Below are 15,513 nucleotides of genomic sequence, written 5' to 3'. Positions count from 1 at the left end.
GGGGGGCGGGGGGCGGCGGGGGGGGGGGGGGGGGGGGGGCGGGGGGGGGGGGGGGTGTGTTGGGGGGGGGGGGGGGGCGGGGGGGGGGGGGGGGGCCCCGCGCCCCCCCCCGACCCGGGTGTGGATCCGATGGCCTCGGATGCCCGGGATGCCTCAGACGCGGCCGACCAGGTCGTACCCCGCCTCGTCGATCGCGGCGGCGACCTCGGCGTCCGCCAGCGGCGCGGCGCTGTCGACGGTCACCCGGCCGGTGGCCAGGTCCACGGCGACCTCGCCGACGCCCTCGATCTTCTTCAGCTCGGCGGTCACGGCGGTGACGCAGTGGCCGCAGGTCATGCCCTTCACCTGGAGGACGGTGCGCTCGGCGCCCTCGGTGGCGGCCTTCGCGGCGCCCGTGCCGCAGGAGCCGCCGCCGCAGCAGGAGCCCTCGGTGGCGGTGGACTCGACGGTGATGGTGGTCTCGCTCATGGCGTGCTCCTCGGGGGGCTCAGTGGGGCGGTGCGTCGGGCCGGGCGGCCGCTTCATGATGAACATACCATACCCCCCTAGGGTATCTACAAGGCCCACGGGTGCCCGGGCCGCCCGCCGCCGGCTCAGCGGACGGTGACCTCGACGCTCTTGGTGGACGCCTTGGCGCAGGCCGGGTCCGCGCTCGCGCCCTGCGTCGCCGAGCAGTGCCGCCCCCGGTCGATGAACCGCCAGCTCAGGGTGGTGGTCCCCGGAGCGACGGCGACGAAGACCTGGTCGCCCTCGTCCGAGCAGCCGATCATGTCCTTCGCGCAGCGGTCGGTGATGAAGTCCGGGCCGGGCCGCACCACGGCCGCGTCGCCCGTCGAGGTCGTCGTCCAGATCCAGGCCTTCCCGCTCGGCAGCGCCCCCCTGACGCCCAGGCTCTGCCCGACCGCCAGGGTCACCGTGCTGACGGGGTAGGGCGAGGCGGCGTCGTGCGCCTCCTGGAGGCCCGGGAGCACGATCTCCGTCGTCGGCTTGGGCGGCGACGCCGAACCGCTGTCGCAGGCGGCGAGCAGCGGGGTGAGGGCCAGCAGCAGCGCCGCCGCGAGGGCGGGGGAGCGGTGCATCCCGCCCCCGCCAGTGGTGCGGAGGTGTGCGGCCATCGGTTGCTCCCCCTGTGACGCGACATCAACTTCCCGTCCGAATGGGACGGGTACGGTCGATGAGCTTAGACGCCCGTGGCTCACGGGGTGGTTGCGGCCCCGGCGGCCCCGGCGGCTTCTGTGGCTTCCGCGGCGCTGTGGGGGGAGCCGAAGGTGAAGGCGCGCGGCGAGGGGCCGTTGGCGCGCAGGTCGGCCAGGCGCTCCAGGGCCTCGTCGACGCCCGGGACGTGCCCGGCCGGGACCCACCAGAGGACCATGTGAGCCCGGACGTGCCGGTCGAACCACTCGCGGCGCCGGCGCATCGCCTCCAGGTGGCCGCTGCGGTAGGTGAAGTCCCACAGGGCGTCCTGGCTCTCCCACACCGACATGTTGACGATGACGTTCTCGCCCGCCGGGCGCAGGCCGGTGGCGTCGTCCTCCCCCTCCTCGGCGAGCCGCCACACGAAGCCGGGGGCGGTGTCGGCGGCGGCGTTGACGGGGTCGAGCAACTCGACGAACGGGGCGATGCGGGGGTCGTCGAGGGGGTGGAGGAGCGTGGCGACGTTGAGCTGGGCGAGGTGGGAAGGGTGGGAGGAGGTCATGGCGTCATCCCAGCACGGGCTCGCTTTCTATGTCAATCGTTGTTGTTTTTAGAAGGCTCGACCACCACGCAGCACTCCCCGGGCCGGGCGTCCATCCGCGCGCGGACGGCGCCGTCCGCGCCGAGCAGGCCCTCCAGGAGGGCGAGGTTCATGCCGCAGACGAGCGGCGGGAACCGCTCGGCGACGGAGTGGAACGGGCAGTTGCGCATCCGGACGGCACCCTCCTCCACGCGCGGCTCGTACCCGCGCGAGGCCAGCAGCGCCACGGCCTCGTCCAGCCCCCCGCAGGGCGCGGCCGCCCCGCGCTCGGCCTCCCCCCGCCGACGCGCGGCGGCCCGCAGCCCGTCGTCCAGCCCGGCCGCCTCGGCGGCCTCGGCGAGGAGTTCGGCCGCCGTCCGGTAGTCCCGCGCGGGCAGCGACACCCCCCGCTCCGCCCGCACCCGTGTGTACACCTTCGCCGGCCGCCCCGCCCCAGGCCCCGTCCGCCCGCTCAGCCTGCGGCTGCCGCTCTCCAGCAACCCGACCTCGACCAGCCGCTCCAGATGGTGCGCCGCCAACGTCCGCGCCACCCCGACCGCCTCGGCGGCCTCGTTGCGCCCCACCTCGCGCCCCTGCGCCGCGACGTAGTCGTAGAGGCGACGGCGCACGGGGTCGTTCAGGGCGGCGATTGCTTCGATGTCCTTCATGACGCCATTCTAGGAACGATACGGATTCACGATAGAAGGGCATCGACCCGATGGAACTGGTGGAACTGGCGCGCAACGGCAAGACCGCCGCCCTCCGGCAGGCACTGCCGTGGACCGCCTCCCTGCCGGAGGAGGACATGGCCACCCTGCTCACCGAACTCGCGGCCGCACAGGCCGCACCGGAGTCGATCGACCTGCTGCTCACCCAGTGGAAGCACAGCGCCGACATCTACGCCGACCCGGAGCTCCACACCGCCCTCACCCGGGACCTCGACCCGGCCGATTGAGGCGGGCGTGGGTGCGCGAGAAGTCGGCTCGGCCGACTTCTCGCGCAACGTTGTTCCACTGCCCGACAACCGTTTGCCCTGCAAGGGTGGTCAGTTCGGGTGGGGAGCGCCCAGGTAGGGGAAGTGGGGGAGGAGGTCGGTGTGGGGGGTGATGTGGTCGGTGGGGACCTGGCCGTTGGTGAGCATGGTGAGGCGGGCGGAGGTCACGTCGTCGGTGAGGGTGCGGCCGTTGGGGTAGGCGGGGGGCTTGGAACGGTCGTAGCGGAGGATGTCGGGGAGGACGGTGTGCAGGGCCTGTTCGGCGGAGGGCCGGTCGTAGCCGCCGAAGTGCTGGAGGACGGCCGTCCAGGGTTCGCGGTAGGCGGCCCAGTCGTCGGCGGGTTCGCCGGCGTTGTAGGCGTCCTTGGCCTCCTCGGCGTTGAAGTAGGCGGTGAGGGAGGGGTGGGCGCCCCGGTCGACGGAGGTGAGCCGGCCGTCCTGCCGGAGGCTGACCCGGCCCCAGACGCCGATCTCCGGCTGCGGGCCGAGTTCGGAGTCCGGCACCTCCAGGACGATGCCGAGGACGTTCTTGTCGGCGCCCCAGTCCACCCCCGTCCACTGGAACTTGGCGACGATGCCGTCCAGGTCGGCGAAGAACGGGTCGCTGCGCAGGCCCGCGTAGAAGGTGTACGGCCCTGACTCCACCGCCGGTGCCTCGGAGCCGAGTTGGACGGGCGCGTCGATGAGGATCGGCTCGCCGGAGGCCTCGTGGGAGCGGGCCTGCTCCCCGGTGGCGCGGTGGACGGTGGCGGTCTGACGGCCGTCCACCGGTGCCGAGAAGACGAAGCTGTACGCGATGTCGGCCCGGTGGTCGCCGTCGGTGTCGATGTTGACGCGGTAGACCGCGTCGGGGTGGAAGGCCTGGCCGCCGGTGGGGGCGATCGGGTTGACGTCGAGGATGAGGACGGTCCGGTCGCCGGGGGCGGAGAAGGCGAACAGGTCGGTCATGTCGAGGCGGGCGTCGCCGAGGGGTGAGCGGAGGTTGGGTCCGCTGAGGTGATGGGACATGGGATCGGCATCGGCAGGTGAGGCCCCGCCCATGAGCCCGTGAGCCCCGGTCATGAGCCCCGCCCGTGAGCCCCGGTCAGTGCTGGTGCGCCGCCGGGGTGGCCAGGGTGAAGGCGGCGGTGCGGACGGTGTCCCCGTGCTTGAAGTCGAGGAAGAGCCGGTAGCTGCCCGCGCTGGGGGCGGTGGCGTGGAAGGTGATGCCGGGGCCGGGGGTGGTGCTCTCGGGGTGGACGTGGAGGTAGGCGAGGTCGCCGGCGCGCAGGGCGACGAGGTGGCCGTAGGCGCCGAGGTAGGGCTGGAGGTCGGTGACGGGGCGGCCGTCCTTGCTGACGGCGAGGGTGAGTTCGCCGCCGGCGCCGGGGGTGAGGTCCCCGTCGAGGGTCACGGTGTAGCCGTCGACGTCGACGCTGCGGCCGGTCTCGGGCAGTGGGGCGGGGCGCAGGTCGCCCGTGGCGTGGAGGTCGGCGCCGAGGGTGAGGCCCTCGGACTCGCCGATCGGGAGGAAGTCGGCGAAGACCCGGTACTCCCCGGCGGCCGGGACGGCGGTGGTGGCGCTCCAGGTGCCGTCCTCGGCGCGGGTGGGGTGGAGGTGCTGGAAGGTGGAGAGGTCGCGCGGGGCGACGATGAGGTGCAGTTCCTTCTCGTGCTGCTGCTGGTAGGCGGTGAGAGGGTGGCCGTCCGGGCCGAGGATGCGGAAGCGCAGGTCGGTGGTGCCTCCGGCGGTGACGAAGGGGTTGTCGAGGCTGAGGGTGTAGCCGCGCTCCGAGACCTGGAGCCCGCCGGGGGCGGCGTCGGCGTGACCGGCGTGACCGGCGGCGTGCTCCTCGTGTCCGCCGTGTCCGGCCGGGGCGGGCTTGCCGCCGGGGCCGGCCGCGTGGCCGACGCCGAGGGCGAGGCCGAAGGCGGCGGTGAGGCCGAGGGTGAAGGCGGTGACGCGCAGGGCGGTCTTCATGGCGGTGCTCCTCTGAGGGTAGGGGTGGGGGGTATCGAAGCTGGAGGTGTCGAAGCTGGAGGTGTCGATGCAGGGGGTCAGGCGCGCATCAGGCGGGCGATGGCCTGGGAGGCCTCGGCGACCTTGCCGTCCGCCTCGCTCCCGCCGTCGGCGATGGCCGAGCGGACGCAGTGCGAGAGGTGCGCGTCGAGCAGGCTGAGGGCCACGGACTGGAGGGCCTTGGTGGCGGCCGACACCTGGGTGAGGACGTCGATGCAGTAGGTGTCCTCGTCGACCATGCGGTGGAGGCCGCGGACCTGGCCCTCCACGCGGCGCAGCCTGCGCAGGAGCTGGTCCTTGTCGTCGTGGTAGCCGGTCATGCGGTCCTCCTCGGTGGTTTCGGCGGGTGTCCTGCTGTCCGACGCCTTGAGTGAATACCCCTTGGGGGTATCAAGTCAAGCGATTCCGGGGTCCGAAAAATACCACCAGGGGGTATCGGCGAAGCCTTGCGATCGATACCCCTCGGGGGTATAAATGGACCCAGCGCCGCCCGGTACCCCTCCGAGGTATCGGTCACGAGTGCGGCCCGGACGTCACGAGGAGCGACGATGACCACGCAGACTCCCGCCTCCACGGAGGTGGAACTCTCGATCGGCGGAATGACCTGCGCCTCGTGCGCGGCCCGCATCGAGAAGAAGCTCAACCGGATGGACGGGGTCTCCGCGACCGTCAACTACGCCACCGAGAAGGCGAAGGTCAGCTTCGACGGCGCCGTCGAGGTCGCCGACCTGATCGCCACCGTCGAGGCCACCGGCTACACCGCCGCCCTTCCCAAGCCACCGGCGGCCTCCAGCACGGCGCAGGAGCCCGAACCGGCCGACGAGCTCGCCCCGCTGCGCCAGCGGCTGTTCACCGCCCTCGCCCTCGCCGTCCCGGTGATCGCGATGGCGATGGTCCCGGCCCTCCAGTTCGACAACTGGCAGTGGCTCTCGCTCACCCTCGCCGCCCCGGTCGTGACGTACGCGGCCTGGCCGTTCCACCGCGCCGCCTGGACCAATGCCCGGCACGGCGCCGCGACCATGGACACCCTGGTCTCCCTCGGCACCGGCGCCGCGTTCCTCTGGTCCGTGTGGGCGCTGTTCTTCGGCGACGCCGGGATGCCGGGCATGCGGCACGGCTTCGAGTTCACCATCGCCCGCAGCGACGGCTCCTCCAACATCTACCTGGAGGCGGCGGCCGGCGTCACCGCCTTCATCCTGGCCGGCCGCTACTTCGAGGCGAAGTCCAAGCGCACCGCCGGGGCCGCCCTCAAGGCGCTGCTGGAGCTGGGCGCGAAGGACGTGACGGTGCTGCGCGGCGGCGCCGAGGTGCTCGTGCCGATCGCCGAACTCGCCGTGGGGGACAGGTTCCTCGTCCGCCCCGGCGAGAAGATCGCCACCGACGGCGTCGTGGTCGAGGGCGCCTCGGCCGTGGACGCCTCGATGCTGACGGGCGAGTCCGTCCCCGTCGAGGTCGGTGTGGGTGACGCCGTCACCGGCGCCACCGTCAACGCCGGCGGCCGCCTGGTCGTCGAGGCCACCCGCGTGGGCGCCGACACCCAGCTCTCCCGGATGGCGAAGCTCGTCGAGGACGCCCAGAACGGCAAGGCCGCCGCCCAGCGCCTCGCCGACAAGATCTCCGCCGTCTTCGTCCCCGTCGTGATCACCCTCGCCGTGGCCACCCTGGGCTACTGGCTGGGCACCGGCGAGGGCTGGACGGCCGCCTTCACCGCCGCCGTCGCCGTGCTGATCATCGCCTGCCCCTGCGCCCTCGGCCTGGCCACCCCGACGGCCCTGATGGTCGGCACCGGTCGCGGCGCCCAGCTCGGCATCCTCATCAAGGGCCCCGAGGTCCTGGAGTCCACCCGCAAGGTCGACACCATCGTCCTCGACAAGACCGGCACCGTCACCACCGGGCAGATGACACTCCTCGCCGTCCACACCGCCGAGGGCGTCACCGAGGCCGAGGCCCTGCGCCTGGCCGGCGCCCTGGAGCACGCCTCCGAGCACCCGATCGCCCGGGCGATAGCCTCCGCCGCCGCCAAGGCCGGCGAACTCCCGGCCGTCGAGGGCTTCGAGAACGTCCCCGGCCTGGGCGTCCAGGGCGTCGTGGACGGGCACGCGGTGGTCGCGGGCCGGGAGGCGCTGCTCACCGAGTGGTCGCAGTACCTGCCCGCCGGGCTGTCCGAGGCCAAGGCCGCCGCCGAGGCCGCGGGGCGTACGGCGATCGCGGTCGGCTGGGACGGCGAGGCGCGGGCCGTGCTGGAGGTCGCCGACGCGGTGAAGCCCACCAGCGCCGAGGCCGTCGCGGAACTGCGCCGCCTGGGCCTCACCCCGGTGCTGCTGACCGGTGACAACCGGGCGGTGGCGGAGGCGGTGGCCGCCGAGGTCGGCATCGACCCGGAGCACGTGATCGCCGAGGTCATGCCCCAGGACAAGGTCGACACCGTCAAGCGCCTCCAGGCCGAGGGCCGGGTCGTCGCCATGGTCGGCGACGGCGTCAACGACGCTGCCGCCCTCGCCCAGGCCGACCTGGGCCTCGCCATGGGCACCGGGACGGACGCGGCCATCGAGGCCGCGGACCTCACCCTCGTCCGCGGCGACCTGCGGACGGCGGCGGACGCGATCCGCCTCTCCCGCCGCACGCTCGGCACCATCAAGAGCAACCTGTTCTGGGCCTTCGGCTACAACGTCGCGGCCCTGCCGCTGGCGGCGGCCGGCCTGCTCAACCCGATGATCGCGGGCGGCGCGATGGCCTTCTCCTCGGTCTTCGTGGTCGGCAACAGCCTCCGGCTGCGCCGCTTCCGCTAGGACCTGTCCCAGACGGCCGCAGTCGGCCGGACAACGAGGCCCCGGAACCCGTCGAGGGTTCCGGGGCCCTGTCGTCGGCCGGAGGAGCGGGGCTCCTACGCGGCCGCGTGCAGGACGTCGCGGTCAGGCCATCCCGGCAGCTCGTGCCCGAGGCCGTACGGCAGGTGCGGCAGCCACGGCTTGTGCGGCCAGGGCTTGTGCGGCCACGGCTTGTGCGGGCCCTGCTCGGGCGGGCACTTGGTGTCCTCCACCGTGATCGCGGCGCACGGGCAGTCGGCGGTCAGCTCGACGGTGGTCACCGGCTGGTCCGGCAGCTGGTAGCCGTCGGGGGCGGAGACCTCCTGCCAGTAGTAGGTGCCCAGCGGCAGGTTGTCGGCCGAGCAGACGCCGTCCGCCTGCGTGGTGCAGGGGGCGCCGACCTTGGTGTCGGGGTTGGGGCCGTCGGTCTGGAGGCCGGGGACGCCGTTGGTCTCGTGCCACAGCTGGAAGACGGCTCCGGCCAGGGGCCGGCCGTCGGCGGCGTCGACCTTGGTGACGGTGGTGGAGCCGGTCGGGGTGGCGGTCCTGCAGTCCTTGACGGTGACGGCGACGTGCTGCCCGTTGGCGTCGAGGACGACGGCGGTCACGGCGGGGTCGGGCAGGTCGTAGCCGCCGGGAGCGGCCGTCTCCTGCCAGTAGTAGGTGCCCAGCGCGAGGTTGTCCGCCGAGCACTGGCCGTTCGCCGGGGTGACGCACGGGGTGCCGACCTTGGTGTCGGGGTTGGGGCCGGTGGTCTGGAGGCCGGGGATGCCGTTGGTCTCGTGCCACAGCTGGAAGACGGCGCCCGCGAGGGGCCGGCCGTCGGCGGCGTCGACTTTGGTGACGGTGGTGGAGCCGGTCGGGGTGGCGGTCCTGCTGTCCGTGACCGTCACGGCGACGTGCTTCCCGTTCTCGTCGAGGACGACGGTCGTCACGGCGGGGGTGGGCAGGTCGTAGCCGGGCGGCGCCGCCGTCTCCTGCCAGTAGTAGACGCCGAGCGGGAGCCCGTCGGCGGAGCACTGGCCGGTGGCGGGGGTGGTGCAGGGGGAGCCGACGGCGGTGTCGGGGTTGGGGCCGGTGGTCTGGAGGCCGGGGATGCCGTTGGTCTCGTGCCAGAGCTGGAAGACGGCGCCCGCGAGGGGCTGGCCGGTGGCGGCGTCGACCTTGGTGACGGTGGTGGAGCCGGTCGGGGCGGCGGTCCTGGCGTCCTCGACGGTGACACCGACGGTCTGCCCGTTGCTGTCCAGCACCACGGTGGTCACGTTGAGCTCGGGCAGGTCGTAGCCGTTGGGGGCGGAGACCTCCTGCCAGTAGTAGGTGCCGAGCGGGAGCCCGTCGGCGGAGCACTGGCCGGTGGCGGGGGTGGTGCAGGGGGAGCCGACGGCGGTGTCCGGATTCGGCCCGGTGGTCTGGAGGCCGGGGACGCCGTTGGTCTCGTGCCAGAGCTGGAACACGGCGCCCGCGAGGGGCTGGCCGGTGGCGGCGTCGACCTTGGTGACGGTGGTCGAGCCGGTCGGGGCGGCGGTCTTGGCGTCGTCCACCGTGACGTCGACGTGCTGCCCGTTGGTGGCCAGCACCACGGTGGTCACGTTGAGTTCGGGCAGCTGGTAGCCGGGCGGCGCCGCCGTCTCCTGCCAGTAGTAGGTGCCGAGCGGCAGGGTGTCCGCCGAGCAGACGCCGGTGGCGGGGGTGGTGCAGGGGGAGCCGACGGCGGTGTCGGGGTTGGGGCCGGTGGTCTGGAGGCCGGGGACGCCGTTGGTCTCGTGCCACAGCTGGAACACGGCTCCGGCCAGCGGCTGGCCTGTGGCGGCGTCCACCTTCGTGACGCTGGTGGAGCCGGTCTCCTGGACCGGGGTCCTGGTGTCCGCGGCCGTCACCGCGACGTTCTGCCCGTCGGTGTCCAGGACGACCTGCGTCACCGCCGGGTTCGGGAGGTCGTAGCCGGGCGGCGGCGCGGTCTCCTGCCAGTAGTACGTGCCCAGGGGGAGGCCGGTCGTGGAGCAGACGCCGGTGGCGGGCGTGGTGCAGGGGGCGCCGACCTTGGTGTCGGGGGTGGTCCCGTCGGTCTGGAGGCCGGCGATGCCGTTGGTCTCGCGCCAGAGCTGGAACACGGCTCCGGCCAGCGGCTGGCTGGTGGCGGCGTCGACCTTCGTCACCGTGGTGGAGGCGGTCGGCGCCGGCGCGCTGCCGCAGTCGGGGAGGTCGCCGTTGAAGGGGTAGGCGTGGAACTCGGTGCCGTTGCCGCCCGAGCCGCCGGAGGTGTGGGTCAGCGAGCCGGTGGTGAAGAACCGTCCGTTCAGGCCGGGCAGGTTCATCGTGGCGGCGCTGGCCGGGTTGCCGATGAGCACGCTGCCCTGGAACTGGCCGGTGCCGGTGAGCGTGACGGTGGAGGCCGTCGGGAAGTTCCACAGGATGTGGTCGCGCAGCTGGTTCCAGGGGTCCGTGTCGCTCAGGCTCCCGCTGAACGTGCTGATCGTGCGGGCGCCGCCGACCAGGTTGATCAGGATCGTCGCGTTCGCGGGGATGCCGGCGAAGACGACGCCCTGCTGGCCCCCGGTGCCGGAGGTCAGGTCGAAGTCGACGTTGAAGACCTGGAGGGCCGAGGTCCCGTCGCCCGTGAACAGGGTCTGGAAGCCCTGGTTGACGGCGGTCCCGGTCGCGGGGCGGGGCGTGCCGACACCGGCGTAGCACTGGCTCGCGGACTGGAGCTGCGTGCGCAGCGGCATGTAGGCGGCGACGGCCTGGCTGTCCTGGACGACCGTGCCGGTGATGGTGCCGGAGGCCGCTCCGGCGTGGCGCACGACGCCGCCGTCCGCGAGCAGCCGCTGGCCGGGGGCCACGGTGACGTTGCCGCCGGTGGTCAGGAAGTCGGCGCCGTCCGGCGGCGGGACGCGGGAGCCGACGCCCACGATGCCGATGTTGTAGGCGAGGCCGCCGGTCGTGGCCTTGTTCATGTCGAAGTTGCCGAGGGTCACCACATGGCCCTCGGCCTCCGCGGCGGTGCCCCGTACGGCGAAGTCGCCGCCGACGAAGATGTCGATGCCGGCGTCCCGCCCGGCGAAGGGGCCGTTGTTGACGGGCGGGAAGACCGCCGGGCAGTCCGCGCCGAGGCACGGGCCCAGTCCTCCCGGGAGGGTGGCCGCCTGGGCCGGGGTGGGGGCGACGGTGAGGGCGAAGGGGGTGAGGGCCGCGGCCAGGACGAGCCCCAGGGCCCGGCTGAACCGTCTTCTTCGCGGAGGTCTCGGGCGTCCGGGAGGTTTTGGGGACTCTGCGGTCTGCTGACGTGGTCTCACGTTAGGCCTCTAATCATATGAGCAGCGCAATGGCCGTGTGAGTCTCCGTCTCCCGCGCACCACGAACCGGGCGACCCGCTCACAGGTCCCCCGGTTACCCGCGAGGTCCACTCCAGCGGACGCGTTTCGCGCCCGGCCGACACTCCCGAACGGCGGCCTCAGCCCTGCGCCGGCTCCACCGCCTGCCACCGGTAGGCCGCGTCCTCCTGCCACACCTGCAGCTCGCCCTCCACGACCGCCGCCAGGCACAGCCGCCAGTCGTCGCCCATCGCCAGCGCCACCCGCGTCGCCGGGCGCAGCGTCGGCCGCCACCAGCGGGCCCGCCGCGAGGCGCCCCCGGCGGGCAGCCGCAGCCGGACGCCGCCCTCCCTGGCCACCCGACGCGAACCGGACACGCGCCCCCCGACGCCTCTTCACCACTCACGATGCGCTGCTGATGCGCTGACCAGGATAGTGCGCGATCCTGCCCGTCCGTCCGGTGGAGGGCCTATTCTGATGGCGCCCGAGCAACATCACGAACAGACGTCAACCCATGGTCCGCGGGGGCCTGTTGATCATGGGACGGGGTGACTTCCGAACGCAATGGGGGCGATGGATGGCGCAGCTCGCGGTGCTGGTGATCGTGGTGGTGGCGTTGGCCGGTGCGGCGGCCCTCGTCCTCACCCGCCGCAGGCGCACGCTCGACGCCCAGGCGGTGGAGTCCGAACTCGCCGCCGCGGCCGCCCGGTTGTCCGCCGGCAAGGCCGCCCCGGCGCGGCGGCGCTTCGCCCGCCTCGCGGCGCGGCTCGCCGACGGCCCCGAGGCCCTGCGCCCGCAGCGCGGACTCGCCCTGCTGGGGCAGGCGGAGGCCACCGCCCCCACCGGCGACCAGCAGGCCGTCCTCGCCCTGCACCGCGAGGCCTTCCCCCTGCTCTCCGACCCCGCCCGGCAGGTGCCCCGCCCTGCGCTGCACCGCCTCGCCGAGGAGGGCATCGCCTCCGGCGACCTCGCCCCGGTGCTGGCCCTCCTCCAGGCCGTCGCCGCCGCCGGTGCCGAGCCCGGTGAGGAGGCAGGCGTCGACCGCGTCCGCACCTGGCTGCAGCAGCGCTGCCGCGACGGATCGCCCGAGCAGCAGGAGGAGGCCACCGCCCGCGCCCTCGCCGCCCTGCCCGGCCAGGACTGGCCCGTCCTCGCCCGCGCCGACCGGCTGCGCCGCACCGACCGCGCCGCCGAGGCCGAGCAGCTGCTCGCCGCCACCGCCCCCGGCGGCAGCGGAGAACTCTGGTTCCGCTGGGGCGCCGCGCTGTACGGCCTGCACCGCGACGAGGCCGCCGTCGCCGCCTTCGACGAGGCCCTGCGACGCGGCCCCGGCGAGCCCTCCCCCTGGGGCCGGGGCCTCGCGCTGCGCACCGACGGCCTGCTGTTCCGGGGCCTGGCCCGCCAGCGGCTCGGCACCACCGACACCGCCTGGGCCGACCTCGCCGCGGCCGCCGCGGAAGGCCCGACCGACCCCCGCCCCCGCTACGCCCTCGGCCGCCTCGCCCTGCTGCTCGGCGCCGACGACCAGGCCCGCGCCGAGTTCGGCGCCGCCCTCACCCTCCAACCCGCCTTCGCCCCGGCCCGGTTCGGCCTCGCCCTCGTCCACGAACGCGCCGAGCGCCCCGCCGAGGCCGCAGCCGACTACCGCGCCGGCCTCGCCCAGGCCCCCGACTGGCGCCCCGCCCGCGTCCGCCTCGGCGCCGCCCTGCTCGCCGCCGGGCGGCCCGCCGAGGCCGAACCCGTGCTGCGCGACGAGGCCGACACCGACCGCGGCTCCCGCTGGGCCCGCATCGCCGCCTTCCACCACGGCCTCGCCCGCGCCCGCCAGGGCGACCCGGCCGGCGCCCTCGCCCACTGGCAGGCCCTGGACGGGGACGACCTGCGCGCCCACCGCGCCCGCGCCCGCGACCGCCTCGCCCGCACCCGCCTGGCCACCGACCCGGCCGCCGCCCGCACCCTGTGGCAGCAGGCCGCCACCGAGCACCCCGCCGACCCCGGCCACCGCGCCAACCTGCGCGAGGCCGCCCTGCGCGAGGCCGCCGACCTGCTGCTCACCGGCCGCGACCAGCCCGAACCCCGTGAACGGGCCGCCGCCGCCCTCGCCCTCGCCGACGGCCTGCCCGGCGCCCACACCCACCGCCAGGCCCGGCTGCGCGCCGCCCTCGCCCTCGCCGGCGGCGACGCCCGCGCCGTCCCCGCCCTCCTCGACGCCGCCCACTCCCTGCGCGACCGCTACCACCTCGCCGCCGCCGCCCTGCTCACCGGCAGTCCGGTGCAGACCGTCTCCCTGCTCGCCCCGCTCACCCCCGCCCCGGACGGCGACCCGTCGCTCGCCCGGCTGCGCGCCCTGCTCGCCGAACGGGCCGGCAACTGGAGCGGCGCCCTGGACTGGTACCGGCACTTCCTGACCGCCGCCGGCACCCGTACGGACGGCGCCTGCGGCGGCTGCGGCCGCGAGGGCGCCCGCTTGTTCGCCCCCGCCGGCACCGCCGCCCCGCGCTGCGTCCTGTGCGCCGCCCCCGCCCTGCGCGCCGTCCTCGACTGCGCCCGCCGCGCCGGCGCCCCCGCGCAGGCCGAACCCGTCCTCGCCGCCTGGGCGCAGGCCCTCGGCGACAGCCCCGCCGCCGCGCCCGTACGCCTGGACCTCGCACTGCTCAGGGCCGAACTCGGCCGCCTGGACGACGCGTTGGCCGAGCTGCCCGAAGATGCCGGGGCCGCCCGCGCCGCCCTGCTGCTGCGCCGGGCCGGGGCCGCCCTCGCCGAAGGCCGCCCCGGGCAGGCCGCCGCCGACCTGCGCCAGTGTCTCCTCCTCGCCCCCGACCGGCCCCGGGCCGCCGCCACCCTCGGCCTGCTCGCCGAGCACGAGGCCCACCAGCACGCCGTCCGGGGCCGCCACCGGGAGGCCTTCGAGGCCTACCGCGCCCTCCTCCTCCGGGACCCGGCCCACCCCCGGCTGCTGCACGCCACCGGCCTGGCGGGCTACCGGCTCGCCGCCGCCGAGGCCGCCGACGGTACGGACGAGACCTGGGCCTGGACCCTCGGCTGCCTCGTCGCCGCCCTCCACCTGCCCGAACTGTGGGCGGAGTCCGCCCGCACCACCGGCCGCACCCCCGACCCCCAGCGCCTCGCCGCCGCCCGCACCGCCCTCACCGACCGCCTCCGCGAGGACCTGCGCGCCCTCGACCGGGCCGCCGGCCGCAGCGGCGACGAGGTCACCGCCTGGACGCTGCGCCTGGGCATCGAGGCGCACTGCGCCGACGTCTTCGCCCGCGCCGAGGCGACCCTCGCCCCGCCAGGCCGCCCCGAACGCACCCTCGCCATCGGCCCCACGCTGGACGGCCTGCTGCGCCTGCGCCCCGAACTCCCCGACTGGGCCGCCTGGTTCGCCCGGTCCGTCGGCTCCTGGCGGCGCCCGAGCGGCGTCGGCTCCTCGGAGGCGATCCGCGCCCTCGCCCTCTTCGACGATCTCGGCCCGCAGCGCTACCTGCTGCTCCAGGGCCGCCAGGCCGCCGCCGTCGCCGCCCTGGACGCCGTGCCCGAGGACCGCCGCGGCCCCGCCTGGAACCTCCTGCTCGGCGCCTGCCTCCTCGACCAGGCCCGCGCCCACCACCGCAACCAGGACTGGACGGAGGCGCTGGACTGCCTCACCCGCGCCGCCGGCGTCCCCGGCTTCACGCTGCCCGCCGACACGGCCGCCGTCGCCGCCGAATCCGGCGTCCGCGCCGCCCGGGCCCTGCTCAAGAGCACCGTCGACGACCAGCGGGGCGCGGCCGAACTCCTGGAGCGGGCCCACGCGCTGGCCCCCGACGACCCCGAGGTGCGCGGGGACCTCGGCGCCACCTACGCCCAGTGGGCCCGGAAGATCAACAACGAGGACAAGGACTACCCCCGCGCCATCGGCCTGCTCCGCAGGAGCATGGAGCTCAGCCCCGGTGATCCGACCGCCCAGCACTTCCTGGAGGCCGCCCTCGGCAACCGGGCCGGCCAGCTCAGCCGCCCCGACGCCCCCCAGGCGGAGCTGGAGGAGGCCGCCGAGCGCTGGCGCGAGCTCATCACCCTCAACCCCGACCCCGACCACCGCGTGGGCCTCGCCTTCGTCCTGCGCGTCCTCGCCCGCACCGCCGCCTTCACCGGCGACCGCGACCGCGCGCTCGCCCGGATGGCGGAATCCCTGCACGCCGACCCCGAATGGGAGGGCGACGTCACCCGCGAGGCCCCGCGCCGGATCTCCGTGATGCTCGCCAACCACGTCCTGGACGCCATGCAGGACGACTCCTTCACCCTCCAGGCCGCCATGCTCCAGATGGCCAAGTCCTACGACGACTCGCCCGAGGTCCGCCGCCTGATGGTCAGCGTCTGGCGCGGCGAGGCCATCGGACACTTCGAGGCACGCCGGTACGGCGAGGCCGTCCGGCTGCTGGAGGAGGCGCTCGCGCTCTCCCGCAGCCCGGAGGACACGGCGAAGCTGAACGGCGAACTCGGCGTCGTCTACAGCTCGTTCGCCGTCCAGCTCGCCAACGCGCGCAGCCTCGCCAAGGCCCGGTCGGCCATCCGCAAGGCCGTGCAGCACAGCCCGAACGACTTCGAGCTGCGCGCCCTGGAAGCGCGGATCAACGCCCTGCGCTGACGGCAACCGCGCGGGCACCCCCCGTCGTCGTACCCGGAGTGCCGCGTCCGTCCCGCCACTG

Annotated in this window: 12 protein-coding genes; 3 read left to right on the top strand and 9 right to left on the bottom strand. The window is 75.0% G+C overall.

The features are described from left to right. Positions 1 to 153: 153 nt before the first annotated feature. The 4 genes from ACIRRS_RS22915 to ACIRRS_RS22900 all read right to left on the bottom strand — a co-directional run bounded on the left by ACIRRS_RS22915 (position 154) and on the right by ACIRRS_RS22900 (position 2,382). A complete protein-coding gene (locus ACIRRS_RS22915; RefSeq protein ID WP_402973603.1) occupies positions 154 to 468 on the bottom strand; it encodes a heavy-metal-associated domain-containing protein in 315 nt (104 codons plus the stop codon). Between the two features lie 125 nt (positions 469 to 593). After that, on the bottom strand, positions 594 to 1,115 hold the full coding sequence (locus ACIRRS_RS22910; protein WP_402973601.1) for a hypothetical protein: 522 nt from the start codon (positions 1,113 to 1,115) through the stop codon (positions 594 to 596). 80 nt (positions 1,116 to 1,195) lie between these two features. Then, a complete protein-coding gene (locus ACIRRS_RS22905; protein ID WP_402973598.1) occupies positions 1,196 to 1,696 on the bottom strand; it encodes a DUF3291 domain-containing protein in 501 nt (166 codons plus the stop codon). A 32-nt stretch (positions 1,697 to 1,728) separates the two neighbouring features. Next, on the bottom strand, positions 1,729 to 2,382 hold the full coding sequence (locus ACIRRS_RS22900) for a helix-turn-helix transcriptional regulator (RefSeq protein WP_402973595.1): 654 nt from the start codon (positions 2,380 to 2,382) through the stop codon (positions 1,729 to 1,731). A gap of 50 nt (positions 2,383 to 2,432) precedes the next feature. On the opposite strand from ACIRRS_RS22900, the gene ACIRRS_RS22895 reads away from it, so the two are divergent. Further along, positions 2,433 to 2,669 (top strand): hypothetical protein, encoded by a 237-nt coding sequence (locus tag ACIRRS_RS22895; protein WP_402973593.1) that lies wholly within the window; start codon positions 2,433 to 2,435, stop codon positions 2,667 to 2,669. A 90-nt stretch (positions 2,670 to 2,759) separates the two neighbouring features. On the opposite strand, the gene ACIRRS_RS22890 is transcribed toward ACIRRS_RS22895, so the two are convergent. The 3 genes from ACIRRS_RS22890 to ACIRRS_RS22880 all read right to left on the bottom strand — a co-directional run bounded on the left by ACIRRS_RS22890 (position 2,760) and on the right by ACIRRS_RS22880 (position 5,027). Continuing rightward, positions 2,760 to 3,716 carry a DUF4331 family protein gene (locus tag ACIRRS_RS22890; protein ID WP_402973590.1) on the bottom strand — a complete coding sequence of 319 codons (957 nt, stop codon included), beginning with the start codon at positions 3,714 to 3,716 and terminating at the stop codon, positions 2,760 to 2,762. 76 nt (positions 3,717 to 3,792) lie between these two features. Beyond that, positions 3,793 to 4,668 (bottom strand): hypothetical protein, encoded by an 876-nt coding sequence (locus ACIRRS_RS22885; protein WP_402973587.1) that lies wholly within the window; start codon positions 4,666 to 4,668, stop codon positions 3,793 to 3,795. A 77-nt stretch (positions 4,669 to 4,745) separates the two neighbouring features. After that, positions 4,746 to 5,027 carry a metal-sensitive transcriptional regulator gene (locus ACIRRS_RS22880; protein WP_402973584.1) on the bottom strand — a complete coding sequence of 94 codons (282 nt, stop codon included), beginning with the start codon at positions 5,025 to 5,027 and terminating at the stop codon, positions 4,746 to 4,748. Between the two features lie 228 nt (positions 5,028 to 5,255). On the opposite strand from ACIRRS_RS22880, the gene ACIRRS_RS22875 reads away from it, so the two are divergent. Next, positions 5,256 to 7,496, top strand: a complete 2,241-nt coding sequence (locus ACIRRS_RS22875; protein WP_402973581.1) for a heavy metal translocating P-type ATPase — start codon at positions 5,256 to 5,258, stop codon at positions 7,494 to 7,496. A gap of 95 nt (positions 7,497 to 7,591) precedes the next feature. Here the strand turns inward: ACIRRS_RS22875 and ACIRRS_RS22870 are convergent, their stop codons facing one another. Together ACIRRS_RS22870 and ACIRRS_RS22865 are read right to left on the bottom strand one after the other, a co-directional pair. Beyond that, positions 7,592 to 10,807, bottom strand: a complete 3,216-nt coding sequence (locus tag ACIRRS_RS22870) for a SpaA isopeptide-forming pilin-related protein (RefSeq protein ID WP_402973578.1) — start codon at positions 10,805 to 10,807, stop codon at positions 7,592 to 7,594. A 158-nt stretch (positions 10,808 to 10,965) separates the two neighbouring features. Next, positions 10,966 to 11,202, bottom strand: coding sequence for a hypothetical protein (locus tag ACIRRS_RS22865; protein WP_402973575.1), 237 nt, complete (start codon positions 11,200 to 11,202; stop codon positions 10,966 to 10,968). Between the two features lie 200 nt (positions 11,203 to 11,402). Between ACIRRS_RS22865 and ACIRRS_RS22860 the strand changes: the two genes are divergently transcribed. Beyond that, positions 11,403 to 15,452 (top strand): hypothetical protein, encoded by a 4,050-nt coding sequence (locus tag ACIRRS_RS22860; RefSeq protein WP_402973572.1) that lies wholly within the window; start codon positions 11,403 to 11,405, stop codon positions 15,450 to 15,452. The last annotated feature ends 61 nt before the right edge of the window (positions 15,453 to 15,513 follow it).

Source organism: Kitasatospora sp. NPDC101183 (assembly GCF_044767945.1).
Classification (GTDB): domain Bacteria; phylum Actinomycetota; class Actinomycetes; order Streptomycetales; family Streptomycetaceae; genus Kitasatospora.
The sequence above is the reverse complement of the archived record's forward strand: the minus strand, read 5'-3'. Positions and strand labels throughout refer to the sequence as shown.

Coding starts and splice junctions, on each gene's coding strand:
- ACIRRS_RS22905 (WP_402973598.1), bottom strand. CDS start 1,696: ATGACCTCCTCCCACCCTTCCCACCTCGCCCAGCTCAACGTCGCCACG.
- ACIRRS_RS22875 (WP_402973581.1), top strand. CDS start 5,256: ATGACCACGCAGACTCCCGCCTCCACGGAGGTGGAACTCTCGATCGGC.
- ACIRRS_RS22885 (WP_402973587.1), bottom strand. CDS start 4,668: ATGAAGACCGCCCTGCGCGTCACCGCCTTCACCCTCGGCCTCACCGCC.
- ACIRRS_RS22895 (WP_402973593.1), top strand. CDS start 2,433: ATGGAACTGGTGGAACTGGCGCGCAACGGCAAGACCGCCGCCCTCCGG.
- ACIRRS_RS22860 (WP_402973572.1), top strand. CDS start 11,403: ATGGCGCAGCTCGCGGTGCTGGTGATCGTGGTGGTGGCGTTGGCCGGT.
- ACIRRS_RS22880 (WP_402973584.1), bottom strand. CDS start 5,027: ATGACCGGCTACCACGACGACAAGGACCAGCTCCTGCGCAGGCTGCGC.
- ACIRRS_RS22890 (WP_402973590.1), bottom strand. CDS start 3,716: ATGTCCCATCACCTCAGCGGACCCAACCTCCGCTCACCCCTCGGCGAC.
- ACIRRS_RS22915 (WP_402973603.1), bottom strand. CDS start 468: ATGAGCGAGACCACCATCACCGTCGAGTCCACCGCCACCGAGGGCTCC.
- ACIRRS_RS22900 (WP_402973595.1), bottom strand. CDS start 2,382: ATGAAGGACATCGAAGCAATCGCCGCCCTGAACGACCCCGTGCGCCGT.
- ACIRRS_RS22910 (WP_402973601.1), bottom strand. CDS start 1,115: ATGGCCGCACACCTCCGCACCACTGGCGGGGGCGGGATGCACCGCTCC.